This is a genomic window from Shewanella salipaludis (assembly GCF_012911865.1).
In the GTDB taxonomy this organism is placed as follows: Bacteria; Pseudomonadota; Gammaproteobacteria; order Enterobacterales; family Shewanellaceae; genus Shewanella; species Shewanella salipaludis.
Map to the genome: position 1 here is coordinate 40,563 of NZ_JAAXYH010000008.1, position 25,249 is coordinate 65,811.

Here is a 25,249-nt window from a genome sequence, read left to right on the forward strand (position 1 = left end):
CGCGCCAATGAGTATATCAGCTGCCTATCAGTATCTCAGATTGTTGCGCTATGGCATCCAGCCTGAACTGGGCTACCGCCTGTGCCAGCATCTGTTCGACCGAACCCGCGTCATCGACCCCGGGCTGTCCGAGGAAGGCCAAGGCGGCCTGCAGACTGGCCTGGGGCCGACGTTTGTCTATGGCCGGGGCATGGTTCTGCTTGGAGAGTTTGACCCCGGGCTTGACGCAGGCCAGCGGCAGGTGCAGCCAGTCGGGGGCCTTCAGGTCAAACATGCTATAGAGGCTGAGTTGGCGACAGCTGGCCTCGATGAGATCGCAGCCCCTGACCACTTCGCTGATCCCCTGGAAGGCATCATCCAGCACCACGGCCAGCTGGTAGGCATAGAGGCCATCGCTGCGTCTGATGATGAAGTCTTCGGCAGCGAAGGCGTTATCGACACTCACTCTGCCCATCAGGATATCGTCGAATGCGGCAATGGCCGCCCGGTTGCGGATGCGGATGGCACCGCCCCGGAGCTGTGGCCTGAGTCTGCCGCAGCGACCGTCATAGAGACCGCCCATGGCCTGGATCTGCCTGCGGCTGCAGTGGCAATAATAGGCCTGCTCCTGACGCAAGAGGGCATCGAGCCTGGCCCGATAGGCTTGGGTCCTGTGGCTCTGATATAACTCGGTATCGTCCCAGAGCATGCCATAGGCCTCCAGGGTGCGGAGTATGTCGTCGCTGGCACCCGCCACTTCTCTTGGGGGATCTATGTCTTCGATGCGCAGCAGCCATTTTCCCGCCAGCGAACGGGCACGCAGGTAGCTGCCGAGGGCGGCGATGAGTGAACCAAAATGCAGCGGGCCCGAAGGCGAAGGCGCGAAGCGGCCTACATAGGGGAGAGTGGTCACAGGGTTAAATCAGTGGCTGGGAATGAGACGGTAAAAAATAAAGGCGGTACTCATCAGGAACTCGCTTCCTGCCGAGAGACCGCCACTGGGACTCAGCCTGCCATCTGCTTTTCTTTGATCTCTGCAAGTGTCTTACAGTCGATACACTGATCGGCGGTTGGACGAGCTTCGAGACGGCGAATGCCGATTTCGATACCACAGGAATCACAGAAGCCGAAATCGTCTTCTTCTATTTTCTGCAGTGTTTTCTCAATTTTCTTGATGAGTTTGCGTTCTCTGTCACGGGCACGCAGTTCGAGACTGAATTCTTCTTCCTGAGCGGCACGGTCTACGGGATCTGGGAAGTTTGCCGCTTCGTCTTGCATATGGGTCAGAGTCCGGTCGACCTCCTCACGCAACTGGTTACGCCAGGCTTCAAGAATGGTCTTGAAATGGCCCAGTTGTTTTTCGTTCATATATTCCTCACCGGGTTTCTCCTGGTAAGGCTCTACACCTGCGATAGCGAGTACGCCAAGTTTTCTGGTGCCTTCAGGCATAACGCATCTCCTGTAATCATTGCGTTTGTAGGGGCGTCCTTAAGAACGGCCGCTATCTATAGCAGAAACTCAATCACTAGGCAAATTTTAACTTTACCCAAGGCTGAACTTTCTATCATCCTTAATTTGTTGACTATGTCTGCTTCCGGGCAGAATTACAACTTTATCTCTGCCCCAAACCAATGACCTTCAAATGAAGACTCTACATGCCTCGGTCAGTGAGGCCCCCGAAGGGCTGAGTATGGCCTTGTAGGCCAGCACTTCGACGCCGGCGTTCACTGCCTGTGCCATTAATAGAGTATAGTCCGGGTCTATGTGAGTCGCGGCCTGAACCGTGTCAATTCCCGTGTGTTGCACGACAAACAAGAGCACGGCCCTGTGGCCCTGAGCCACCATCTGCATCAACTCCCGCAGGTGTTTCTGTCCCCGGCTGGTGACAGCATCGGGAAAATAACCCCTGTCGCCTTCGAGCAAGGTACAGCTCTTGACCTCCACATAGCAGTCCGGCTTGCCTTGATTGCTCAGCAGTATATCTATGCGGCTATTCTCATCACCGTACTTGACTTCGCGCCTGAGTCGCTCATATCCCTGCAGTTCGGGGATCACCCCGGCCTCTATGGCCTCTGTCGCCAGGGCATTGGCACGGCCTGTGTTGATGCCTATCAGCTCGCCGCTTGGGGTCTGCATCAATTCCCAGGTATGGGCATACTTGCGTTTGGGATTGTCCGAGGTGGAAAACCATACCCTCTCCCCGGGAAATTGGCAGTTCTTCATCGAACCCGTGTTGGGGCAGTGAAGGGTGATCTCTGTGCCATCGGCCAGTCTTATGTCGGCGAGGAAGCGCTTATAACGGCGAACCAGTATGCCGCTCTCGAGCGGGGGGGCGAATTGCATCCGGGTACTCCAGGAGTCGGCTTGAAGAATAAGACATTGAACGGCGGCTCAGCCGCCGGCGCCATAGCCTAACAAATTCCGCCAGGCTTTACAGCGGGAAAAAATATCCTTGGGCCGGTCCCTTTAAGTGGGGGTGAGGGATGAAGTAAACTGAGGCAAATCTGAAAATAAGGACTCACCATGAGCCAAGTAATGCAAGTAATACTGACCCGGGAAACTCCCGCCGCCCACTGGGGCAAAGCGGATGTGACCTATGGCGCCGGCCAGGCGTTGATACATCTGAATGGCGACGATGAGTTGCGTCAAATCCAGATGGCGGCGCGCAAGATACGTTCTCAGGGCATCAACGGCGTTCAGCTCGAGGGGCTGCAGTGGGATATCAACCGCCAGTGGGTCTTCGCCCAGGGCTTCGCCACCGCCAAGCCGGGTTATGAGGTGCGTTGGTGCGGTGATGCCGCCATGCAGGCCGAACTGACTCACAGGGCCGAGAGCGCGAGCTTTGCCAGACAGCTGATCAACGAGACTCCGGAGAACCTGTCACCCGTGACACTGGCGACCCAGGCCGGTGAATGGTTGGCCGCCATAGGTGGCAGCAGGGTGAACTTTCGCATCATAGAAGGCGATGCCCTGCTGGAAGCGCAATGGATAGGATTACATGCGGTCGGTCGCGGCAGTGAACGGCCAGCGGCCATGCTGGAACTGGATTACAATCCGTTGGGCGAAGATGCGCCCGTGTCCGTGGCATTGGTGGGTAAAGGCATCACCTTCGATTCGGGCGGTTACAGCATCAAGGCATCCGAAGGCATGTTGGGGATGAAGTGCGACATGGGCGGTGCGGCGACCGTGACTGCGGCACTGGGCTTGGCGATCAAGTCCGGCCTCAATAAGCGGGTGAAGCTCTTCCTCTGCTGTGCCGAGAACCTGATCAGCGGTCGTGCCTATAAACTGGGCGACATTCTGACCTATAAGAATGGCGTCACAGTCGAAGTGGTCAACACGGATGCCGAGGGTCGCCTGGTGTTGGCCGATGGCCTGCAGGCGGCATCGGCCACGGGCGCGGCGTTCATCATAGACGCCGCGACCCTGACGGGTGCCGCCGTGATGGCGGTCGGTGGCAACTACAACGCCATCTTCTCGCCCAAGGCCGACACCTTGCAGCTGGCGCAGCGCAAGGCCGCCGCCGTGGCCGAGCGCGTCTGGCCATTGCCGCTGGACCCTTGGCATAAAGACATGTGTCCGTCTGCCTATGCGGATACCGCCAACAGCCGTGCGATGAAGGGCGGCGGCGCCGGCGGCGCTTCCAATGCCGCCGGTTTCCTGTGGCGTTTCGTGTCGCCAACGGCAGACTGGTTGCACATGGATCTCGCCGGGGCCTTCGAAGATTCAGCTTCGGCGCTCTGGGGCGCCGGGGCGACCACCCACGGTGTGCTGACCATAGCCGAGCTGCTTAAGGACTAGCGTTCGGCGCAGCAAAAAAACCGCCCCACGGCGGTTTTTTTATGCCAACAAATCATTGATTCGGGTATGCTTTATTCATTATGACTCAGGGCTTGGGGGAAGAGGGTGATAAGCATAAGGAAGGCGACGATCCAGGATGCCCAGCGCTGCTGGGACATACGCAATGGGGCCATCTTAGCCGGCTGCGAAGGCTTCTATGCGGCCAAAGACCTGGCCATTTGGACCCGGGGGAGCCTGACGCCGCAGTTCACCCGGGTGGTGGCCGAAGATTTCTATGTCGCCGAACTCGAGGGAAATGTGGTGGCCACTGCGATGCTGGATCTGCCCCATGCCCAGCTGGAGGCCCTATTCGTGGCGCCCGGGTATATGGGGCTTGGCGTCGGCAAACGTCTGTTGGCATTCATGGAACATAGGGCCTGGAGTCTGGGATTGACCCGCCTCAGGCTGGAGTCGACCCTGAATGCGGCCGCCTTCTACCGCCGCCGTGGCTATGGCGGGGATGGTATGGAAGAGGCCTCTGTCTACCGCTCTCCCAGGGGCATAGTGCTCGACTGTGTGGTGATGCATAAGGAGCTGAAGCCGGACTCCTGCTCCGGGCCGGCACCCGAGCCTGAACGCTAACCCAAGGCATTTCCCCCTGCATCAGTCCGAGGTCAGCTCCCAGGACTCTATTATCTGGTAGTGCACGCCGTCCTCGGCCGACAGGGATTCGTACAAGTGCAGTTTGTGTGGCGTTAAACTCAGGGGTTCAGGTTTATGCTCCGGGGCCTGTTTCACCTTGCGGAATAGGCTGATATGTGGGGTGAATGCCTGCTCGCTGCAATGCAACCCCAGTTCATGGCATAACCTCTGGCTGTCGCTGGCCAGGGCGGCCAGGCCCGGATCCGTGGCCTCGCCGCTCAGGCAGAGGATCTTCGGCCCTGACCAATGCCTGAGTCTGTCGAGGGTCAGGCTGAAGGCGGGTTTATGCAGCCTGGCAACCGCCTTGCGCAGCCGCTCCATTTCGGTCGGGGGCACCTGGCCGAGGAACGCCAGCGTCAGGTGTAAGTTAGCCACGGCCACGGGTTTCGCATTCCGGTTCAGCCAGGGGTGCAGCTCATGTTGTAATCTCAGTAATTTCGCCAGGTTGTGTGGCTCGGGGGCAAAGCCCAGAAAGAGTTTCTTGCTCATATCGCGTATCTCCTGCTTCGGCTGCCATGATATGCCCTTGGCGTCACTGCCGTTCTATGCCGCTACGGCGCAACATTCGGCGCTACTCTAGGTATTTTATGCCTATACTCATACTAAGTTCAAAACCCGGCTCCATGGTATATCGCCTCCACTTTTGTGACTGACGTCGTGTGAGATGAAGTCCCAAATGGATCAGGAAGATTCTTGGTAAGGAATGCCACCTTATGTCAGCTGCATTAACCCGGCCCCTGGCCTATGAATTGGCGGAAATATTCGAGGGGAGCGCCAAGACCTCTCTGGATGAGATAATGCCCAGGGTATTGGCGACAGTTTCCTCCCGCCTGCCCTGCGATTGTGCCTTTATTCTCAGCTTACCCAAGCGTCGACGGCTGCCAAGCCAACAGCCCAGCTCTGACACTCAGACCCCGGCGCTATACCTGCCCCCCGAATTTGCCTCACTTCCCGAGCGCGTGTTGCTCTACACCTTGGTCAAACAGCCGCTGTTCGGCAGCTTGATTCGCCATCCCAGGCAGATAGAGTTGACCCCCCTGAGCCACTATGTGGCACAGGAGGAGCGGGCCCTGTTGCGGAAGTTCAATCTCGACAGCTTGTTGCTGTTGCCACTCTTGACCTTTGGCGAGACCCGGCTGCTGGTGGGGGCGCTCGACTGCTCCGGGGGGCGTTATTGGCACCAGGACTTGGTCGCCGAGCTGCGTCATAACAGCGGTCTCATCGCCGCGGCGCTGGAGTTCAGGCGCAAGGACAGGGCCCAGAAGTTCAGTGAAGACAAGTACCAGGGATTATTCCATCAGTTGCCCCTGGCCTGCGCCCTGGTGAATGACGACAACCGGCTCTGTCTGTTGAACAGCGTCGCCATGCAGACCTTGCCCCTGGAAAATGGCGACGACCTGCTCGCCATGGTCAGGACAGAGGAGCATAGCATGCTGCTCAACACCCTGAGGGTGGTGCGTGAAGGCGTGTTGACCCGCAGCTGGTGCGAGCTGCCCTTGAAAACCCTCAGGGGACCGCATTGGCTGAAGCTCAGCTTCAGCCGTGGTCCAGGCCAAAAACTGGCCGGGAGCGGGAGTCTGAGCCTGTTGATGATGGCCGAGGATGTCAGCGAGCGTTATCGCCTGGCGGATGAGCTGTCATTTCAGGCCAATTACGATGCCCTGACGGGTTTGCCGAATCGCTTGCATTTCGAGCAGGTGCTCAGTCGGTTGCTGAAGACCAAGGATAACAGCCAGGCCTGCATAGCCTTCATAGATCTGGATCAGTTCCAGGTGATCAATAACATCAGTGGTTATCAGGCAGGCGATAGGCTGCTATGCCAGATAGCCAACAGGCTCAAAGAGTTGGTGCGTAAGGAAGACCTGGTGGCCCGGCTCGGCGGCGATGAGTTCGGCATCCTGATGTGCAATTGCTCCCTGGATACGGTGAAACAGGCCGCCGAGCGGATCTGTCGGCAGCTATTCAACCATGATTTCAACTGGGAGGGACGCCAGCATAACGTCAGCGTCAGCATAGGCCTGGCGTGCCTGAACAAGCAGGATATCGACATCTATAATGTCGTGGGCCAGGCCGATGCGGCTTGCCATGTGGTCAAGGACAGAGGGCGCAACGATTGGCATCTGTACTGTGATACAGATCCGCAGATCCATAGGCGTTATACCGAGATGCTGGCCTCGGTGGACATAGTGAGCGCGCTGTCGGAGGACAGGTTCGAGCTCTATTTCCAGCCCATAGCCCCCTTGCATGACTATGATGGCGGACTGCATCTGGAGATACTGCTGCGAATGCAGCGGCCCGATGGCAGCCTGCTGTCGCCGGGGATCTTCTTGCCCGCCGCCGAACGTTATAACCTGGCCCCCAGAGTCGATCTCTGGGTGGTAGAGCATCTGCTGCAATGGGGCACGGCTCACCCGACGCTCTGGCGCGAACTGAGCATGGTGTCTGTCAATCTGTCGGCGACCTCTCTCGGGGACCCACAATTCATGGATTGGCTGGAGATGCGGCTGTTGGCCGAACCTGAGCTGGTTGACAAGTTATGTTTCGAGATCACCGAAACTGCCGCCCTGAGCCAGCTGCAGCAGGCGACCCGCTTGATCGAGCTGCTCAGGCCCCTGGGCTGCAAGCTGGCCCTGGATGACTTCGGCTCGGGATTTTCCAGTTTCGCTTACCTCAAATGCCTGGATGTGGATTTCGTCAAGATAGACGGCCAGTTTGTGCAGAACCTGTGCGCCAATCGTGCCGATCAGGCGATAGTCTCGGCCATCTGCCAGCTCGGGTTAGACATGGAGTTCGAGACCATAGCCGAATTTGTCGAGTCGGAGAGCATAGGCCACCAACTCAGGAGTCTGGGGGTGGATTATGCCCAGGGCTACGGCATAGCGGCGCCGGCCAGGCTCGCCACCTTGGTCTCTGGGCTGAGCGCTCCCTGGTTGCCGCTGCGCCAGTCGCAGTATGTCAGCGGGGAAATTTGAGCCGGCAAGGATGCCATGGCTCATCCCTGCCGCGCTGGATATCCCTGTGACATGGCGCCGGCGCTGGATTCTTAGTACACTGGCGCCATGAATCACTCTGCGATACTTGTCCCTTGAACCAGCTACCCATACATGCCTTGTTACCCTCAATCCGTGAGGCCCTGGCCCACCATGACCAGGTGATCCTCGAGGCCCCCACAGGCGCAGGAAAGTCGACGGCCCTGCCGCTGGCCATGTTGGACTGGCCCGAGATAGCCGGCCGCATCCTGATGTTGGAACCCCGCCGGGTGGCGACCCGCAGCGTGGCGCAATTCATTGCCGAGCGCCGTGGTCAATGCCTGGGGCAAGAGGTGGGTTTTCGTATCCGTGGCGAGTCCAGGGTCGGCAGTCAAACCCGCCTGGAAATCGTCACCGAAGGCATCTTGACCCGAATGATCCAGCAAGACCCGGAACTCAAGGGGGTTGGCTTGATCATCTTCGATGAAATCCATGAACGCCACCTGACCACAGATCTCGGTCTGGCGCTGGCGCTCGAGGTGCAGGCCTCGCTGCGTGACGATCTCAAGCTCCTGGCCATGTCGGCCACCCTCAGTGGCCTGCCCCTGGCCGAGCTCATGCCCGAGGCCAAGTCCCTTAGCAGCGAGGGCCGCAGTTTCCCTGTCGCCGTCGACTATCGTCCCGTCAAGGGCCAGCAAGCCTGGTTGGAGCACATGGGCCGCTGCGTGCTCGAGTTGCTCGGGCCCGACTCGCCGGCGCCGGCCGAATTGGCTGCCGGCTCCCTGTTGGCCTTCCTGCCGGGAAAGGCGGAGATTTTGCGGCTGGCGGAGTTTCTCGGTGCGCGCCTCGATGGCGAGCGCTTCAGCATCTGCCCCCTCTATGGCGAGCTGCCACCCCAGGCTCAGGATAAGGCGATCGCCCCCGCCCCCGCCGGGCGCCGCAAGTTGGTGTTGGCGACCAATGTGGCCGAGTCCAGTTTGACCATAGAAGGCATCAGCCTGGTGGTCGACAGCGGCTATCGGCGCCATGCGGGCTTCAACCCCAGGACGGGGGTCAGTCGCCTGGCACTCAAGCGCATCAGCCAAGCGTCGGCGACCCAGCGCAGCGGCCGTGCCGGCCGTCTGGCCCCGGGTTACTGCCTGCGGCTCTGGAGTCAGGAAGAGCACGACAGGATGCCCAAGGCCGATGAGCCGGAGATCTTGCATTCGGATCTGCTGCCCATGGTGCTCGACTGTGCCTTCTGGGGAGCCAGATCCCTGCAGGAGCTGACCCTCTTGACGGCGCCGCCCAAGGTGCATGAGACCCTGGGCTGGGAGTTGTTGACCCAGCTGGAGCTGGTGGATGCCAGACGCAAGATCACCCCCCTGGGGCAGGCGGCCCATCGCCTGGGCTGCCACCCCCGGCTGGCGCACATGTTGCTCAAGGCCAAACTGTTGGCCGAAAAACAGCAGCGTCCCGAGCTGGCGACCCTGGCTTGCTTGCTGGCCGGTGTGCTCGAGGCCAGGGGCCTGCCAAGGAGAGGGGCTGACATAGGCGGCTATCTGGCACTGGCCTGCCAGGGACTGACAGGCTCCCAGGTCAAGTCATGGCAGCAGAAGCTCAAGCTGGGCGGTGCCCTGGCCGAGGCCGTGTCTCATGCCAGGGATCAAGACATAGGCTTATTGCTGGCCTTGGCCTATCCGGACAGGATAGCCAAGGCCAGGGGCGTGGATGGCTACCAGCTGGCGAATGGCACAGGGGTTAGCCTGGCGCCGGAGGATGCGTTGGCGGGCCATCCCTGGTTGGTGATTGCCGACTTCCAGCAGACGGAGGGCAGAACCGCCGGGCGTGTGTACCTCGCCAGTCGCTTCGATGTCAGTCTGTTGGAGCGGGAGCTGGACTTCCTGGTGACGCGGCAGCAAGAGTGTGGCTGGGATGAGGCCAAAGGGCGTTTCTATGCCGAGCATCAGGCCAAGGTGGGACAGATACTCCTGAGCACTCAGGCCATTGCCAACCTGGATCGGAGCCAGATAGTCGCCGCGATTCTGGCGCAGCTGCGCCGCAAGGGCCTGGGGTTGCTCAACTGGGATGAGAGCGTGACACAGCTGCAGCTGCGTCTGGCCTTGGTGGGCGAGCATTACCAGGATCAAGACTGGCCGAGCCTCACGGATGAGGCGCTGTTGGCGTCGCTGGAATCCTGGCTGGCGCCCTACCTGACCCAGGTCAACAACCTGGCGCAACTGGCGCGCATAGATTGCCATGGCCTGCTGCGCAATCTCATGTCCTGGGAGCAACAGCAGAAATTGGATGCCCTGTTGCCGACCAGTTGGCCTATGGCGACCGGGACCCGGGCCAGGCTCCACTATGATGCCAACGGTCGCGCCCTGCTGAGCGTACGCTTGCAGGAAGCCCTGGGCATGTCCCAGAGCCCAATGCTTGCCCAGGGGAAAATCCCTGTTACTATGACCCTGCTTTCACCGGCACAGCGACCGCTGGCGGTGACGGCGGATTTGGCCAGCTTCTGGCAGGGACCTTACCATGAGGTCAAGAAGGAGATGCGTGGCCGCTATCCCAAGCATTTGTGGCCGGATGATCCGGCCAACACCTTACCGACAAAATTTACCAAGAAGAAGACGTTGGCCTCGGGCGCGGCTTCTCGTAATGATTAGACTATGACGATAAAAGCGACACCCCAAAAAGCACCCAGAAAGACCCCCAATAAAAGCGCGAGAAAAACGCCGGCCAAGAAGCCGGCCCGTGGCTGGCTCGGACGCCTCTGGTCCCTTGGCTGGAAACTGGGGATAATACTCTTCGCCGCCATCAGCCTGTATGGCATTTACCTGGATCAGGTCATAGCCCGCAAGTTCGAAGGGCAGAAATGGCACCTGCCGGCGCAGGTCTTCAGCCGTTCCATGGCCTTATATCCAGGGGCTGCCGTCAGTCATCCCCAGTTGATGGCTGAGCTGAAATTGCTCGGCTATCGCAAGGTGGTCAATCCCCGTCAGGTGGGCGAGTTCTCGGCATCCAGCACCCGCATCGAACTCTGGCGGCGGCCTTTCCGGCATCCGGAAGGCAATCAGGCGGAACAGAGGGTCATGATAAGCTTCGACGGCCAGGGCGTCGGCTCAGTTGAGCGGGTCGCAGACAAGCGGCAGCTGGCCGTGTTCCATCTGGAACCCGTGCTGCTGGACAGGATAGTGACGGGCGATGGCGAAGACAGATTATTCGTGCCCGCGGCCGAGATCCCCAAGCCGATCATCGCCGCCCTGCTGTTGGTTGAAGATCGCAGCTTCTACCAGCATCATGGGGTCAATCCCTTGGCCATCATCAGGGCCGCCTTCGTCAACCTCAGTGCCGGCCGGACGGTGCAGGGGGGCTCGACCCTGACCCAGCAGCTGGCGAAAAACTTCTTCCTCTCCAGCGAGCGCTCGCTGGTGCGCAAGCTGCGCGAAGCCGTGATGGCCTTGATCATAGATTTCCGTTACAGCAAGGATGAGATCCTCGAGGCCTATCTGAATGAGGTCTACATGGGCCAGGATAAGTCCCGTGAAGTGCATGGTATGGGGCTGGCGTCGCAATTCTACTTCGGCCGTCCCCTGGGTGAACTGACCCTGCCGCAACAGGCCTTCCTGGTGGCGGCCATCAAGGGACCTTCCTACTACAATCCCTGGCGCTATCCGGAGCGCAGCCAGGAGCGGCGCGATCTGGTGCTGCGGCTGCTGATGGAAGCGGGTGAGCTGAATGTGGCCCAATACAAGGCGGCCGTCGAGTCGCCGCTGGGACTCAGAAATGCGAGCAAGCCTGTGCATCAAAAGATCCCCGCCTTCTATGCCCTGGTGAAGCAGGAGCTGGCCGAGCGTTACGGGGATAGCCTGCTGAAGCAGTCCGGCATCAAGGTCTATACCACGCTGGATCCCATGGCGCAGGAAGCGGCCGAGCAGGCCGTGAGTCAGAGTTTCAAGCGCTTCGACAAGAATAACGCCAAGCTGCAGGTCGGCATGGTGGTGACAGACAAGTATACCGGCGGCATCGCGGCCATGGTGGGGGATAAGGTGCCGGGGTTCGATGGTTTCAACCGGGCATTGGAGATCCGCCGCCCCATAGGCTCCTTGATCAAGCCCTTCGTCTATGCCAGCGCCCTGGCCCAGGGGGATAAGTATAATCTGGCGACACCGCTCGCGGATCAGCCCATCACACTCACGAATGAACAGGGCAAGACCTGGTCACCATTGAACGTGGATAAGACATTCAGCGGGGAAGTGCCGCTGCTGACCGCCTTCAAGAAATCGATGAACGTGCCGACCGTCAATCTCGGGGTGGCGATAGGGATAGACACAGTGATCCAGACCCTGGACAAGGCCGGCTGGTCCGAGTCCGTGCCCAGCTATCCGGCCATCCTGCTCGGGGCGGTGAATGGCTCGCCACTCATGGTGGCTCAGGTGTATCAGACGTTGGCGGATCATGGCCGCTATCGCAAGCTTTCCAGTGTGACCGCCGTGCTGGACAGCGATAATCAACAGCTGCCGGTGGCCAGACCTGCGCAGGATCAGGCCATAGATCCTGGCACCGACTACCTGGTGCAGTACGGCATGCAGCAGGTGGTGCAATCGGGCACGGGTGCCAGACTCGGACGCGCCTTCCCCGGGGTGGCGCTGGCGGGCAAGACAGGCACGAGTAACGACAGTCGTGACTCCTGGTTTGCCGGCTTCGATGAGCGTAACGTGGCCGCCATCTGGGTTGGTCTGGATGATAACGGCAAGACCAATCTCTATGGCAGCAGCGGCGCCATGGCGGTATACCAGGCATTCCTGAATAACCGTCCGCCTATCGGCCTGCGGATGACGCCGGAAGACAATGTGGTGCAGGGCTATTTCGATGTCGACACAGGTGAGGCCAAGCAGGCGGATTGCCGCCGGGTCGTCGCCTTGCCGGCACTGCGTCAGAGCTATCGTCCCGCCGCCAACTGTGGCGAGCCCCTGCCTTGGTGGAAGAAGATCCTCGGCGGCCAGTAGGGCAGATGACGGCCAAACAGAGTTTGGCCGTCATCCCTAGTTTGCACTCTGAGGTCAGACTCTGACCTTGATCACCACCTTGCGCACCGATGTCGGGGTATCGCCCGTGCCCGGCATGTGGATGTCACCGGGGAAGAAGAGGGCGAACATGCCGGCCTTGAGTTTGATATAGGAGGCATCGCTCCGGTTGGACTCATAATCAAACTCGGCATAGTCGTGCTTCTCGAAATAAGGCTTGGATGGCGTCTGCTGTGCCAGTGGCAGATAGCCGAATTCCTCTTCGCCGCTGACCACATATTGCACGTCTATGTATTTCCTGTGGACCTCGAAGGGTTCCGTGTCCCTCGGCTTGGTCTCATAGTCGTTGACTATCACGAAGATGTCTTCACCTTCCAGTGGGTAGCTGCCTGCCTCCAGCTTGCCGAAGTCTGTTGCTGCCAGATGTGCCAGCGCCCTGGCCAGGCGGGGATGGAGACTGGTGTAGAGATGGCGGTTGCCAAGGGTGTCGACTAGCATTTTTTTTGCCCTGATAGAGGAGACTGATGGCGCAGATTATGCCTTGCCTGGGGCAATTAAAAAAGGCCATCGAGTGATGGCCTTTTTGCTGCTAATGTCGTTGCTTATGTCATTGCTTATGTCTTGGCTCCAGCCCAAGTCACACCGGGATCAGTAGCTGTACCTCATCTCGAGGAAGTAATAGCCGCCATTGAATCCGAAGGGAGTATTGGTCAGGGGGTAGACGAAGATGCCGTTGAAGTTGTTGTCATCCGGGCGTTTATCCGGATACACGTCGAACAGGTTCTGCACTCCGGCGGTGAAGCTGAGCGCATCCGTGGCGGCATACTTGACCGACAGATCCGTCACCCACTTGTCGCCGTATTCGACATCGCCACTGGAGTAGCCCACGCTGTAGCTGCCGAAGTAACTCAGGCGCAGGTTGGTGCTGAAGTCGCCCAAGTCATGGGTCAGGCCAACGCTGCCTGTGTGATTTGGCGTCGCCTTGGTCATGCGGGTCTGTTCTATAGCATCGAAGAGCTTGGTTTCCAAGCCATCGAGGACATTGGGCAAGTGTATGTCTTCAATTTCCGTCTTGTTGTAACCATAGGCCAGATTGGCTCTCAAGTTCCCATAGTGACCCATATCCATATTCTGGGTCATGACCAGATCTATGCCCCGGGTACGGGTATCGACCGCGTTGATGAAGAAACGTGCCGACTCGGCACTGGTCGTCGCCAAGGCGGCGGCGACCAGAGGCGAGTCATCCGGTGTCAGCTGGCTGGACAGCACTATGCGATCGTCGACCGAGATCTGGTAAGCGTCCAGGGTCACGGCCAGACCGTCGTCGTTGGTATATACCAGCCCCAGGCTGTAGGACTGGGAAATCTCGGCTTCCAGTTGGCCTATGTCCAGCGCCTTGGTGACAGGGGAAAGGGTATTGAAGGTACCCGACTCTGTCGGTACCAGTTGACCCGTGACGGGATCCGGGTTGAACAGGGTGGAGATATTGGTGAAATACAGTTGCTGCACGCTGGGGGCGCGAAAGCCGGTATTGGCCGTCGCCCGCAGGGCTAAGTTGTCGTTGAAGTCATAACGACCGCTGAGCTTCCAGCTGGTGTTGCCGCCGAAGTCTGAATAGTCTTCATATCGCAGCGCCGCCGCCCAGTAAAATTCATTGGTCAGCTGGTTTTCCAGCTCCATAAAGATGCCCTTGTTGGAGCGGGTCTCGTCCACTTCCGACTCAGGGGTGAAGCCGGTGAAGCCTTGGCTGCCGGCCGGCCTGTCCATATAACCACCGTTGATGTAAGAGCCTGATTCACCTGCCTCAATCTCATAGCCGTTCTGGCGCCATGACAGTCCCAGCGCCAGCATGATTTCCGAGTCGTTGGCGAAGGCGAAATAACGTGAGGCATCCAGGCTGACATTGGTCTCTGTGGTAGAGAGGGTACCTGCATCGAAGCGTGTTGGGCTGTCTGGGCCAAGAGAGGCGTTGAGCGTGTTGTCGACATTGTAGGTGAAGGTGTTGCTGCCATAGCCGGCCGAAGCGTCCAGGTTCCATTCGCCGAGTTCGAATTTGGTGCCGAGCACCAGGGAGCCATCGACTATGTCTGGGTTGATCTTGGGCAGGAAGCCGTCGGGGTAGATTTCCAGCAGGTTGCGGGAGTCGAGCGCCCGGCGGTAGAAGGCACCTGATTTGGTTTCTCGCTTGCTCAGGCCACCGAAGGCATAAAACTCGGCCTTGTCACCCATGGCCTTGCCCGCATTCACGAACAGGCCCAGGTTGTCGTATTCGGCATCGCCGACCTGGTGGTTCAGTTTGTTAAAGGTCAGTTCCCTGGGATCTTCACTGCCGTCGGCCAGCTCGGGGTACTGCTGACGCGGATCCAGCCCGGCGCGGTTGGTGGAATCCTTGTGATGGGCTTCCAGCGCCAGGTTGATGAAGCCGTCATCACCCAGGCCCATGCCATGATTCAGGCCAACCCGCCACTGCTCGCCGTCACCTTCGTAGGTTTGGCCGGCCTGGGCACTCAGGCTGCCGCCCTCGGCACTGTCCTTGAGCACCACGTTGATCACCCCGGCGATCGCATCCGAGCCATACTGGGCCGAAGCGCCATCGCGGAGAATTTCGATGCGTTTGATGGCCGTCATGGGGATGGCATTCAAGTCGACGTTGGAGGAGCCCTTGCCGACGGTGCCGCTCAGGTGCACCAGCGCCGAGCCGTGACGGCGCTTGCCATTGACCAGCACCAGGGTGTGATCCGGCGACATGCCGCGCAGGCTGGCGGGACGCACTGCGTCCGAGCCATCCGTCACCGACGAGAAGGGGAAGTTATAGCTGGGAGCGGCGAACTGCAGCGCCTTGGCGGTTTCCGTCATGCCGGTGGACTCGAGCTGTTCCGCCGTGATGATGTCGACCGGTGCGGCACTGTCGGTCACTGTGCGCAGTGCGATGCGTGAGCCTATGATGGTAATTTTTTCGACTTGGGCTTGCTCGTCCGCGGCGTTGGCGGCAGGCAGGCTGAAATTGGCGGCTACCGCCAATGCGAGGAGTCCTAAGCGCATATAATCTCCCGATAATTTTTCTAATCAAACTGTTAAAGGCGCGCAGATTACCACTGTTACAAATGATGCCAATAGACGTAAAAGTGATAACTCAGAGCCCGGTGTTATAGCTGTATGTTGTCTATGGGTTGCTCTTGTTGTCGAGTGATTCTATTTTTGCGGCATTTTTGTTGCTTTGTCGAGTAATGGCTTAAAAATTCAACAATTTCAGGTTCATTTTCTGATGTTTGGACTGAGCTAACGCGAAAATTTAGACAGCCAGGAATGGCTGTTGTAATCTTTTGAAGCGATTTTTTACCGACTTTTTGGAGTACAGACTTGCCTGCACTGCGTTTGCTCGCCGGTCCGACGGCATACAAGACACTCTCCGAGCAAGGGCTGAGGCCCGAGCTATTCAGCCAACTGCTGGCGGCCTCCGGCGGCCCCAAGTGGCTGGGCATTGCCGGAGTGGATAAGTATCTGTTCGGCGAGTTTTTCAAGGACAGGCAGGCACCGCTCTATACCCTGGGCGCCTCGTCCGGAGCCTGGCGTCTGGCCTGTCTGGCACAGCAGGCGCCGCTTGAGGCCTATGCCAGGCTCGAGGACTTCTACATAGGCCAGCGCTACGAGACCAAGCCGAGCCGGGAAGCCGTCACCGCCCAGGTTCAACTCATGGTGCAGGGGATTTTGGGCGACAAGGGTGCCGCGGCTCTGGCCGGCAATGGCGTCATTCGCAGCCACTTGCTGGTGTGCCGCGGCAGACATTTGAACCGGGCCGAGGGGCGACTGGCATTGACTGCCGGCCTGGCGGGGACCGCCATGAGCAATCTAGTGAGTCGCAAGACCCTGGGCTGGCACTTCGAACGTTTCGTCTTCAGCCAGCAAGATCCTGCCTCCCCCTTCGCTTGCCTGCAGGATCTGCCCAGCCGCCAGGCCAACCTGACCCGGGACAATGCGGCCAAGGTGATGCTGGCAACAGGATCTATTCCTTTGCTGTTGGCACCCGTTACCGAGATCCCCGGGGTTGAGGCGGGGCATTACTATGATGGCGGCATCACGGATTATCATTTCGATCTGCCCCTGTCCCATGCCCCTGGCTTGACCTTGTATCCGCACTTTTACCCCAAGATCACCCCGGGTTGGTTCGACAAGTCCCTGGGGTGGCGCCGGGCGGGAGTGAACTATGACAATGCCTTGATCTTAACACCTTCGGCAGAATTTATTGCCAGTCTGCCCTTCGCCAAGATCCCCGACAGGGAAGATTTCAAGGCACTGGATAGCGAGAGCCGCATGGCCTATTGGCGTCAAGCCGCCGCCATGAGTGAGCGCCTGGCCGAAGAGCTGGACCAAATCATCACCAAGGGCACGCTGACGCAATGCCTGGAGCCCTTCGTTTAAATCTCCCCTGGCTGCAACAAATCTCCTCCTGTCTATGTCTAATAGTTGAGAGCGTGGCGCTGGATGGCTGAAGTGTGTCCAACTGCTACACTTAAGTCGTTGATCGAAAAATCGACACTTTTCCGATCTCTTGGGGGAAGGGGGTGGCCATGAAAACACAGCAAATGGCGTTACTTACGCAGGATGCATTGTTGCTGCCCGATGGAAGGATAGAAGTGCGGATCGTCGAACCCCGTTACTTGACCATGGTCGCCAATGTCTTCAAAGGATACTACCCACTGGCCTTCGCCACCGCCAGGCGACACGGCCAGCCCCCCTGCTATCCCACTGCCACCCAGTGCGAGATCATCGACTTCAATCAGCTGCAGGACGACAGCCTCAGCATAGTGCTGGAAGGGCGTCAGCGGGTGAAAATCCTCTCGGCGGCTCAGCAGCTGGACAAGCTATGGCTCGCCAGCACTCTGCCATGCCAGAACTGGGCCCAGGAACCCATCAGCGGCGAGTTCGAGCTGATCAGTGCGGCATTGGAACAGTTCTACCATGTCAATCCCGAATTGTTGGAGCTCTACAATCATGTCAATCTGGACGATGCTTCATGGGTGAGTCAGCGCTGGCTCGAGGTGCTGCCCATGTACAACAGGGATAAGCTGCTGCTGGTGAACCAACCCGATTGCCATAAGACCATGGATTTTGTGCTGCAGTTGATCAAGTCCCACGTCGAGTAGCCCAGGCCCGGCTTGGGTTCAGGCTATGGACTGAAAAAGCGAAAAGCGGCTAGAATAAGGCTTTCGTTGCCGCTGCCTTATCGACCAGAACTTGAATATGACCGCCAGTGCCCGCGCCGCTCAGCCCTCCTATGTCGTCTTGCCCCGTGAAATTGACCCGGACTCGACGGTACTGCAATTTCTGGTGCAACATTTCAATCGTATCGATGCCGCGACCTGGCGAACTCGGGTCCTGGAGGGCAAGGTGCACTGGCTCGATGGCAGCCTGATAACACAGGAGACCCCATGCCGCCCCATGGCGAGGGTCTATTACTACCGCGAGGTGCCCGTCGAGGCCAAGATCCCCTTCGAAGAGCGGATACTGCATCAGGATGAGCATGCGATCCTCGTCTATAAACCACATTTCTTACCCGTGACCCCGAGCGGTAACTTCGTCAACGAATGCCTGGTGCATAGGCTCAGGTTGAAGACGGGTATCAGCACCATAGTCCCGGCACATAGGCTGGACAGGGAGACGGCCGGTATCATCTTGATGACGGTCACCCCTGAGACCCGGCACCTGTATCATGCCCTGTTTGTCGATAAGCAGATACGCAAGGAGTATCAGGCATTGGCCCGGCTGACCCCGGCGCTGCAGGCGCAACTGGCGGCCGGTGAGCTGCAGTTGCCGGTGCACTGGACAGTGAAGAACCGGCTGCAGAAGGGCCTGCCCAGCTTCACCATGAGAGTAACAGAGGGCGAGGCCAACAGTCATTCGGAAATCAGCTTGGTGGCGGTCAAGGGCGACCTGGGCTTATTCGAACTCAGCCCCATCACGGGCAAGACACATCAGCTCAGGGTGCATATGCAGAGCCTGGGCATGCCCTTGCTCAACGACAGGTTTTACCCGCAATTACAGCCCAAGGGGCCGGATGATTTCGCCAAGCCGCTGCAATTGCTGGCCAGGCGACTGAGCTTCATCGATCCCGTCAGCGGTCGAAGCCGGGATCTGGCCTGTGAGGGTTTGACGCTCTAGCCTGGGCCGGCGCCAAACGCCGAGCAGGAGTGGGCTCTGGGTGTTAGTGGCCGAGCCGGGGAAGCGCCACCTGCGTCACATCCCTGGTGATAAAGCCGTGCGCAATCAGGCAATAATCCATAGACTAAGCCCAGTCAGCAACAGATGAGCGTCAGGGGAAAACATGGCAAATATTATGATCACCGGAGCCACTGGCCTGTTGGGCAGGGCGGTCTGTGCCCGACTCGAGGGCGAGCATAGGCTGGTCGCCACCGGCTTGAGTCGTGTCGGCGCGGGGCAACATAGCTTGGATCTGACCCAGGCGGAGCAGGTCCGGCGTTTCATCGCCAGCCATAAGCCCGAGGTGATAATTCACTGTGCGGCGGAGCGCCGCCCCGATGTGTCCGAGCAAGATCCTCGGGCGACGCTGGCGCTGAATCTGAATGCCACCCGTACCTTGGCCGAGGCGGCTAAGGCCAACGGTGCCTGGCTGCTTTATATTTCAACCGATTATGTGTTTGACGGCACAGCGCCCGCATACGCAGAGCAGGACAGGCCCAATCCACTGAACTTTTACGGTGAGTCCAAGTGGCGCGGCGAGCAGATAGTGGCCGAGACAGTTCCCGACGCCGCCGTGCTCAGGTTGCCGATACTCTATGGCAGAGTCGAGCGACTCGAGGAATCGGCGGTGCTCGTGCTGCTGAAGTCTCTGCTCGACAAGCGCCCACAGGCGCTGGACCACTGGGCCATGCGCCGCCCTACCTCGACGGCCGATGTCGCTGCCGCCATGGCGCAGCTCTTGAGCCTGAGGCTGCAAGGTCGGCCTCTGAGCGGCATTTATCATTTCAGCGCCGGGGAAACCCTGACCAAGTATCAGATGGCATTGGCCTTGGGCGACTTGCTCGGGCTGGATACGGCTCATCTGCACCCCATGGATGAGCCGGGTGACAGCGCCAAACGCCCCCATGACTGCACCCTGGGGTGCGAGCGTTTGGCACGTCTGGGGATCTTGCCTGGGGTGAGCTTCAGGGCAGGTGTCGAGGCGGCACTGGCGCTGTCCGGGCCGGCATTGGCCGAGGCCGGAGTCATGCTGGCCGGAGACGCTGCACAGTGAGAGTCAGCGGCCTGATCACGGCCAACTCCAGGGCCCAGGTGGCGTTGCTGCGCAGTCTGGCCCTGGTATTGCAGCTTATTCTCAGCCTGTTTGCCGCCGATACCTTCGGCCTGAGCCTGCAGCTTGACTCCTTGGTCCTTATCTGGGTGCTGGAAGCGCTATACCTGGGCTTCACCCTCAGGCTGGGTAAGGCCCTATTCGCCACCAGATCCGGCTTGTTTGTCGCTCTGGCCGTCGACAGCCTGTTTTGGATAAGCTGGCTGTATTTCTCCGGCGGTGCCACCAATGCCTTCATTTCCTTGCTGTTGTTGCCCATAGCGCTGGCGGCTGTGACCTTACCCATCTGGGCACCCTGGCTCTTGACCCTGTTGTCGACCCTGGCCTACAGCCTGATGCTCTTCAGTTTGCCCGCCGAGCAGATGCAGCATCATGGCATGGACATGAGCTCGCACTACCTGGGAATGTGGCTCAATTTTTTGATCTCGGCACTGGTCATGACCACGAGTGTGGCCGTGATCGCCTCACGCATGCGCCGTCAGGATGCCGAACTGGCGTACATGCGTGAGGCCCAGCTGAGGCAGGAGCAACTGTTGGCACTGGGCACGGCCTCGGCCCAGATGGCTCACCAATTGGCGACGCCGCTGTCCAGCCTGCGTTTGTTGCATGATGAGATAAAAGAAGACATTGGCGGGCCGTCTGTGTCTATCACAGAGATGGATGCGGCCTTGAGTCGCTGCGAACACACGCTGAACGAGTTGCGCTCCGCCACCGAGTTTATCCGCTCCGGCAGACAAGTGGAGGAAAGGGTCGATGCGGTGATTCGCAGCCTGAGACAAAAGATCTTGCTGCTGATGCCCCAGACCCGGGTGGACTGGCTCCTGGACGCAGAAGCAGACGCCTTGGCGCGGATCTGCATCTTGACCGACATGAGCCTGATCCCCGCCATCATGGCGCTGCTCGAAAATGCCGTCCGTGCCAATCTGGAGCATGCTGTCGACGCTGAGGTGCACTTGAGTGTCCGCTATTCCCGGCCGCAGCGGCAGCTCTGCATCGGTATTCGGGATTTTGGCCCGGGCATTGCTCCCGAACTCTTGGCACAGCTCGGCAGCAGCCTGGTGCGTAACCCCAAAGGCATGGGGGCGGCGTTGCTGCTCAGCCATGCCAGCCTGGAGCGGCTCGGCGGGAAATTGCTCATGGGTAACCATCCTGAGGGGGGCACGGTAGCGGAAATCTGGCTGCCTGTGCTGCGGGTTGCGGAGGCTGAGGAGGACGGCATGGAGCCCTATGTTGCAGCTGGCGGCGCCTCGCTCGCGGGGGAAAAGGCATGAACCGCTTATTGATCATAGAAGACGATCTGGCCCTGGCCGAGGTGCTTGGCAGGCGCCTGGGGCGTCATGGCTTCGAGTGCCGCCTGAGCCATGATGCCAATGAGGTCCTGTTGGCGGCGCGTCAATTCAAACCCAGCCATATTTTGCTCGACATGAAACTGGCAGAGTCCAATGGCCTGGGATTGATAGTGCCCTTGCGGCAGCTATTGCCCCGAGTCACCCTGATATTGCTGACGGGCTACGCCAGCATAGCCACGGCGGTCGAGGCCATTCGCCTCGGGGCAGACAACTACCTGGCCAAGCCCGTCGACACTCAGACCTTGTTGACCGCCTTGGCGCAAATGAGTCCGCCGAGCCGGCAGAGCGAACTGGATGAGTGGGTCGATGAAGCACCACTGAGCCCCAAGAGGCTGGAATGGGAGCATATTCAGCAGGTGCTCAGTGCCAATCAGGGCAATGTATCTGCCACCGCCCGCCAGTTGGGAATGCACAGGCGGACCCTGCAGCGCAAGCTACTCAAGAAACCTGCGGCGGATCACCGTTGCCAATAGCCGTACAGTCAAGGAACGCACAGGCGGACCCTGCAATGTAAGCTACTCAAGAAACCGGCGGCGGATCACCGTTGCCAATAGCCGTACAGTCAAGGAGCGCACAGGCGGACCCTGCAATGTAAGCTACTCAAGAAACCTGCGGCGGATCACCGTTGCCAATAGCCGTACAGGCAGGGAATGCACAGGCGGACCCTGCAGCGCAAGCTACTCAAGAAACCGTTTCTGCTCGACAAAACTAGTCGATACGGTATTCCAGCATAGTGCGGGTCTGGGCGGGAGACGGCTTGCCATCGACAAATTTTGGAGCATAACGCCACTTCTTGATGGTTTTCAAGCTTTCCCGCTCGAACAAGCTGCCGCCTTGGGAGGCGATAACTACTGGGTTGGTGACGAAGCCATTTTCATCCACTGTGAAGTCAACCTGGACCCAGCCATTCTTGTGCTGTTTGCGGTAAGACATGGGGTAGTCGGGAGCCACTCTGAACAAGGGCGTTTGCTCCTGAGTCTCTGACCAGGGGCGCATGCTGCCGATGGCGATACAATGTCGGGTCGATTTTTCTCGCTCGTCTTGCCGCTCATACAGTTCCACAAGATATGCATGAGCGCTGAGGGCGAAGGGGTGAGTGTAGTCCAACACATCGAACTGTTTTATCACCTCAAGCAGTAAAGCCTCAGCTTCGTTATCCTGCTTCTGTGAGAACTTGATCGCACCGACGATGAAGGTGGCTTTGACTCTGACAAGGGCATTTTCCGGCAATGTCTGACGATAAATGTCATAGGCCTCGAAGGCATAATTTCTCACCTTAGGGGTATAGAGATTCGTCTTGGACAAGGTATTGAAGGCCGCCATTTTTGCATCAGCCACGAGTCGACTATTGTCATTCCTCTCGGCAATGTCAATGGCATGTTCCAGATGGCGTTTGGCATCCTTGGGCTCATCAGCGCTTCCCCCCGCACCCAGGAGTGGATCTATCAGCTCCAGGGCCTGTTCACCGTAATGTTGTACATAGACGACTAACGCCGTTTCATACAGGCGATAGGCTTGGCTCCTATGGCGTTTCCCATCCTCTGTCATAGGGAATTGAGCCGAGAGCCCACTCAAGGCAGTGGCCCAATTTAAGGCCAGATTGGTCAGATCTAAGCTGTCTTTGGCATAAATGCTTTGACCCAGCAGATAGGCCGCTGCTGCCCTGGATTCAATCTCAGCCACATCTCCGGCTTGCACTGACGTTTGGTAGTCCCTGTAGGCCCGAGTAAAAGGGGAGTCGCTGGCCAATGAGGCTGATGAGCAAGATAGGCCTAACGCCACAGCGCAGGCAAGAGTGCAGAATTTTCCATTTAACATATTGTATATCCTTATATTTACCTGGTTAGAGTACCTTGGCCGCATTCGCCTTGCAAGCGCAGGGCGGTAAATGTGTTGGTCTGGAAAAAATCTACGGCGCCGCCTTGGCCTTGAGCTATCTTTAAACGATAAAAGCAAGAGGATGAATGAGATGAAATTGAAGTGGTTGGCACTGGCATGCTCAGTTATCTACTGCGCGGCATCTTATGGCGCTCAGGGCGATTATGAGGCCCTGAGCGCCATGGCGGCCTCTAACCGCTTCATCCATCTGCATCGCCTGGATCCCGGCAATTCGCCGGCGGAGACCGACTTGCTGTCCCGGGGGCAGATGACTGCAGGCTCGGTGCCGGATCTCGGATTAGCGCTGAGTTTTCCGCTGTCGATAGTCAACATGCCTGTCATGCTTGGGCTCTCCCCCGGGTTGCAATACCTAGACAGTCATTACTATGCCATGGCTGGCAACAACCTTGAGGCCGGTGAGTTAGATAACGACAGTTACCGCAACGAAGATCTCGGGTTCAATCTGGATGTCGGGGTCGCCATGGAATTAACCGAGGGGCTGACCCTGGGCGTCTCGGGCCGCAACCTGTTCAGGCGAGAGTTGGAGAGGGTCGACCCCCTGGGGCGGATACAGACCTACAGGGCCGCCCCCAGCGTCACTGCGGGCATCACCTATGATTGGTCTATGCTGACCCTGAGCTCGGACATAGAGCTTACCCGTCACTATGAGTTTGCCGACATTGACGGTAGCCAGTATTGGCGCATGGGCGGTGAGCTCAGGGCCACCGATTGGTTGTCATTGCGCCTCGGGTATAGGCAAGATCTTGAGGCCAAGACGGCCGGGCGTTATTCCATAGGCACAGGGGTTAGCCTTGGACGCGTGTTCAATCTGGATCTGGTCGGCATGTACGGCACGGATGATGCGATGGGCGCGGTGTTGCAAACTTCCTATCATTTCTGATGTAGGGTTCGCCCCCTTCATTGGGCCAAGAGGCTCAGGCTAGACTTCACAGTCAATACCAATGCACTCACACCGCATAAGATCAGGGTTACCGCCCTGGTCTTGTCTTTGTTGACCAAGCCAATCAGGCGTCCCGCCACCAGATAGCCGGCGAGCACGGATGGCAGCAAGAGCAAGGACAACCACAGGTGCTTGGCTTGCAGCAGTCCGGTCAGCGCCAGTATGGCCAGGGCGATCAGCGAGCTGAAGATGAAGAAGGCCGACAGGGCGGCGCGAAACTGTCTCGCATCTTTGCCCGACAAGAGTATGGCCATGGGCGGCCCACCTATGGCGGCAATATTGCCGAAGATACCCGAGACGACCCCGGCACAGAAGAGGCTGATTCTGTTGATCGGCAGGCTGAATTTGAACAGGCTTAACAGCACTGCGCTGGCCACTATGAAAGCGATCGCCAGGCCGAGTAGGGGTTGCGGCGCGAACAGCAGCAGACTGGCGCCGAGCAGGCCGCCGGGGATGCGCCCAAGCAGGGCATATTGCAGGCCGCCGAACTCCAGGTGTCCTCTGTCCCTGAGCAGGGACAGCAGGGAAATGGCGAAGCCCATCATGATCACGGGCGCCGGCACCAGCTGGGGATCCACTATGTACAACAGCGGGCTGGCGACCACCGCCAGGCCGAACCCTATCAGGCTCTGGGTCAGGGCGCCGAAGAAGATGATAAGTGACGCCAGCGCCAGGGTGTGGACTTCTATCATGAATGGCTCATGGGCAAGCTAAGGTCCCGGTTACACAAAGGGATCGCAATCCGATCCCTTTATGTTTATTACTGTGTTTTTTCGACTCGGGTAAGCAAATGCTTACTCCATGTCTTCCCACTCTATGCCCATCTCGTCCATCAGACGCTTGGCTTCGCCCGGGATGCTGTCCGGTGCGTCTTTGGACAAGTCTGCATCATCTGGCAAGGGTTGACCCGTGTAGGCGTGCAAGAAGGCCTCGCACAGCAGCTCGCTGTTGGTCGCATGACGCAGGTTGTTGACCTGACGACGGGTGCGTTCGTCGGTCAGTACCTTCAGTACTTTCAGAGGAATGGAGACAGTGATCTTCTTGACCTGTTCATTCTTCTTCCCATGTTCAGCATAAGGGCTGATGTATTCACCATTCCATTCAGTCATGCACTCACCTGTAAAATCTTTAAATTCGGGGCAGATTTTAACCCCTTACGAAGCACAGTCAAATTATTGCTGCGAATTCACCATGATTAGGAATGGATTTCTTTATGTTTAGACGTCCAAACGGCCAAACTCTTATTGACGCTACTGTCCGGCTTAGGTACATTTAGACGTCCAGACATCTTTATGGTGCAATTCCAGCCTTCA

General features: G+C 58.6%; 21 protein-coding genes. 12 read left to right on the top strand and 9 right to left on the bottom strand.

What is annotated here, in order from left to right; translation table 11 throughout:
• Positions 1-16: 16 nt before the first annotated feature.
• The 3 genes from gluQRS to sfsA all read right to left on the bottom strand — a co-directional run bounded on the left by gluQRS (position 17) and on the right by sfsA (position 2,322).
• Positions 17-892 carry a tRNA glutamyl-Q(34) synthetase GluQRS gene (gluQRS, locus tag HC757_RS11935; RefSeq protein WP_169564603.1) on the bottom strand — a complete coding sequence of 292 codons (876 nt, stop codon included), beginning with the start codon at positions 890-892 and terminating at the stop codon, positions 17-19.
• A gap of 92 nt (positions 893-984) precedes the next feature.
• A complete protein-coding gene (dksA, locus tag HC757_RS11940) occupies positions 985-1,428 on the bottom strand; it encodes an RNA polymerase-binding protein DksA (RefSeq protein ID WP_169564604.1) in 444 nt (147 codons plus the stop codon).
• A 189-nt stretch (positions 1,429-1,617) separates the two neighbouring features.
• Positions 1,618-2,322 (bottom strand): DNA/RNA nuclease SfsA, encoded by a 705-nt coding sequence (gene sfsA / locus HC757_RS11945; RefSeq protein ID WP_169564605.1) that lies wholly within the window; start codon positions 2,320-2,322, stop codon positions 1,618-1,620.
• A gap of 180 nt (positions 2,323-2,502) precedes the next feature.
• Here sfsA and pepB point away from each other — a divergent pair, with 180 nt between their 5' ends.
• Both pepB and HC757_RS11955 read left to right on the top strand, forming a co-directional pair.
• Positions 2,503-3,780 (top strand): aminopeptidase PepB, encoded by a 1,278-nt coding sequence (gene pepB / locus HC757_RS11950; RefSeq protein ID WP_169564606.1) that lies wholly within the window; start codon positions 2,503-2,505, stop codon positions 3,778-3,780.
• A 105-nt stretch (positions 3,781-3,885) separates the two neighbouring features.
• On the top strand, positions 3,886-4,401 hold the full coding sequence (locus HC757_RS11955; protein ID WP_169564607.1) for a GNAT family N-acetyltransferase: 516 nt from the start codon (positions 3,886-3,888) through the stop codon (positions 4,399-4,401).
• 21 nt (positions 4,402-4,422) lie between these two features.
• Here HC757_RS11955 and thpR read toward each other — a convergent pair whose 3' ends face one another.
• The gene (gene thpR / locus HC757_RS11960; RefSeq protein WP_169564608.1) at positions 4,423-4,950 is read right to left on the bottom strand and encodes an RNA 2',3'-cyclic phosphodiesterase; all 528 of its coding nucleotides are present in this window, start codon (positions 4,948-4,950) and stop codon (positions 4,423-4,425) included.
• A gap of 224 nt (positions 4,951-5,174) precedes the next feature.
• Between thpR and HC757_RS11965 the strand changes: the two genes are divergently transcribed.
• The 3 genes from HC757_RS11965 (at position 5,175) to mrcB (ending at position 12,421) form a co-directional block, all read left to right on the top strand.
• Positions 5,175-7,433, top strand: a complete 2,259-nt coding sequence (locus tag HC757_RS11965) for a putative bifunctional diguanylate cyclase/phosphodiesterase (protein ID WP_169564609.1) — start codon at positions 5,175-5,177, stop codon at positions 7,431-7,433.
• A 113-nt stretch (positions 7,434-7,546) separates the two neighbouring features.
• Positions 7,547-10,078, top strand: coding sequence for an ATP-dependent helicase HrpB (gene hrpB, locus HC757_RS11970; protein WP_169564610.1), 2,532 nt, complete (start codon positions 7,547-7,549; stop codon positions 10,076-10,078).
• Positions 10,079-10,081: 3 nt separating this feature from the next.
• Positions 10,082-12,421 carry a penicillin-binding protein 1B gene (gene mrcB / locus HC757_RS11975; protein ID WP_169564611.1) on the top strand — a complete coding sequence of 780 codons (2,340 nt, stop codon included), beginning with the start codon at positions 10,082-10,084 and terminating at the stop codon, positions 12,419-12,421.
• Between the two features lie 54 nt (positions 12,422-12,475).
• Here the strand turns inward: mrcB and HC757_RS11980 are convergent, their stop codons facing one another.
• Together HC757_RS11980 and HC757_RS11985 are read right to left on the bottom strand one after the other, a co-directional pair.
• On the bottom strand, positions 12,476-12,937 hold the full coding sequence (locus HC757_RS11980; RefSeq protein ID WP_169564612.1) for a NanQ anomerase/TabA/YiaL family protein: 462 nt from the start codon (positions 12,935-12,937) through the stop codon (positions 12,476-12,478).
• Positions 12,938-13,087: 150 nt separating this feature from the next.
• On the bottom strand, positions 13,088-15,481 hold the full coding sequence (locus HC757_RS11985) for a TonB-dependent receptor plug domain-containing protein (RefSeq protein ID WP_169564613.1): 2,394 nt from the start codon (positions 15,479-15,481) through the stop codon (positions 13,088-13,090).
• 318 nt (positions 15,482-15,799) lie between these two features.
• Between HC757_RS11985 and HC757_RS11990 the strand changes: the two genes are divergently transcribed.
• The 6 genes from HC757_RS11990 to HC757_RS12015 all read left to right on the top strand — a co-directional run bounded on the left by HC757_RS11990 (position 15,800) and on the right by HC757_RS12015 (position 21,570).
• The gene (locus HC757_RS11990; protein WP_169564614.1) at positions 15,800-16,858 is read left to right on the top strand and encodes an alpha/beta hydrolase; all 1,059 of its coding nucleotides are present in this window, start codon (positions 15,800-15,802) and stop codon (positions 16,856-16,858) included.
• A 149-nt stretch (positions 16,859-17,007) separates the two neighbouring features.
• Complete coding sequence (locus HC757_RS11995; protein WP_169564615.1) at positions 17,008-17,583, top strand: LON peptidase substrate-binding domain-containing protein; 576 nt, start codon at positions 17,008-17,010, stop codon at positions 17,581-17,583.
• 97 nt (positions 17,584-17,680) lie between these two features.
• Positions 17,681-18,598: a pseudouridine synthase gene (locus HC757_RS12000; protein ID WP_169564616.1), complete on the top strand. Its 918-nt coding sequence runs from the start codon at positions 17,681-17,683 to the stop codon at positions 18,596-18,598.
• Positions 18,599-18,761: 163 nt separating this feature from the next.
• Positions 18,762-19,691: a dTDP-4-dehydrorhamnose reductase family protein gene (locus HC757_RS12005; RefSeq protein WP_169564617.1), complete on the top strand. Its 930-nt coding sequence runs from the start codon at positions 18,762-18,764 to the stop codon at positions 19,689-19,691.
• The gene (locus HC757_RS12010; RefSeq protein WP_169564618.1) at positions 19,688-21,019 is read left to right on the top strand and encodes an ATP-binding protein; all 1,332 of its coding nucleotides are present in this window, start codon (positions 19,688-19,690) and stop codon (positions 21,017-21,019) included. Before HC757_RS12005 ends, HC757_RS12010 begins: the two co-directional genes overlap by 4 nt.
• A complete protein-coding gene (locus HC757_RS12015; RefSeq protein ID WP_169564619.1) occupies positions 21,016-21,570 on the top strand; it encodes a response regulator transcription factor in 555 nt (184 codons plus the stop codon). Before HC757_RS12010 ends, HC757_RS12015 begins: the two co-directional genes overlap by 4 nt.
• Positions 21,571-21,805: 235 nt before the next feature.
• On the opposite strand, the gene HC757_RS12020 is transcribed toward HC757_RS12015, so the two are convergent.
• On the bottom strand, positions 21,806-22,915 hold the full coding sequence (locus tag HC757_RS12020) for an energy transducer TonB (protein ID WP_169564620.1): 1,110 nt from the start codon (positions 22,913-22,915) through the stop codon (positions 21,806-21,808).
• A 151-nt stretch (positions 22,916-23,066) separates the two neighbouring features.
• Between HC757_RS12020 and traF the strand changes: the two genes are divergently transcribed.
• Positions 23,067-23,876, top strand: coding sequence for a conjugal transfer protein TraF (gene traF, locus HC757_RS12025; RefSeq protein ID WP_169564621.1), 810 nt, complete (start codon positions 23,067-23,069; stop codon positions 23,874-23,876).
• A 17-nt stretch (positions 23,877-23,893) separates the two neighbouring features.
• Here the strand turns inward: traF and HC757_RS12030 are convergent, their stop codons facing one another.
• Positions 23,894-24,628: a sulfite exporter TauE/SafE family protein gene (locus tag HC757_RS12030; RefSeq protein ID WP_169564622.1), complete on the bottom strand. Its 735-nt coding sequence runs from the start codon at positions 24,626-24,628 to the stop codon at positions 23,894-23,896.
• Between the two features lie 102 nt (positions 24,629-24,730).
• The gene (gene metJ, locus HC757_RS12035; RefSeq protein WP_169564623.1) at positions 24,731-25,045 is read right to left on the bottom strand and encodes a met regulon transcriptional regulator MetJ; all 315 of its coding nucleotides are present in this window, start codon (positions 25,043-25,045) and stop codon (positions 24,731-24,733) included.
• Positions 25,046-25,249: the final 204 nt, after the last annotated feature.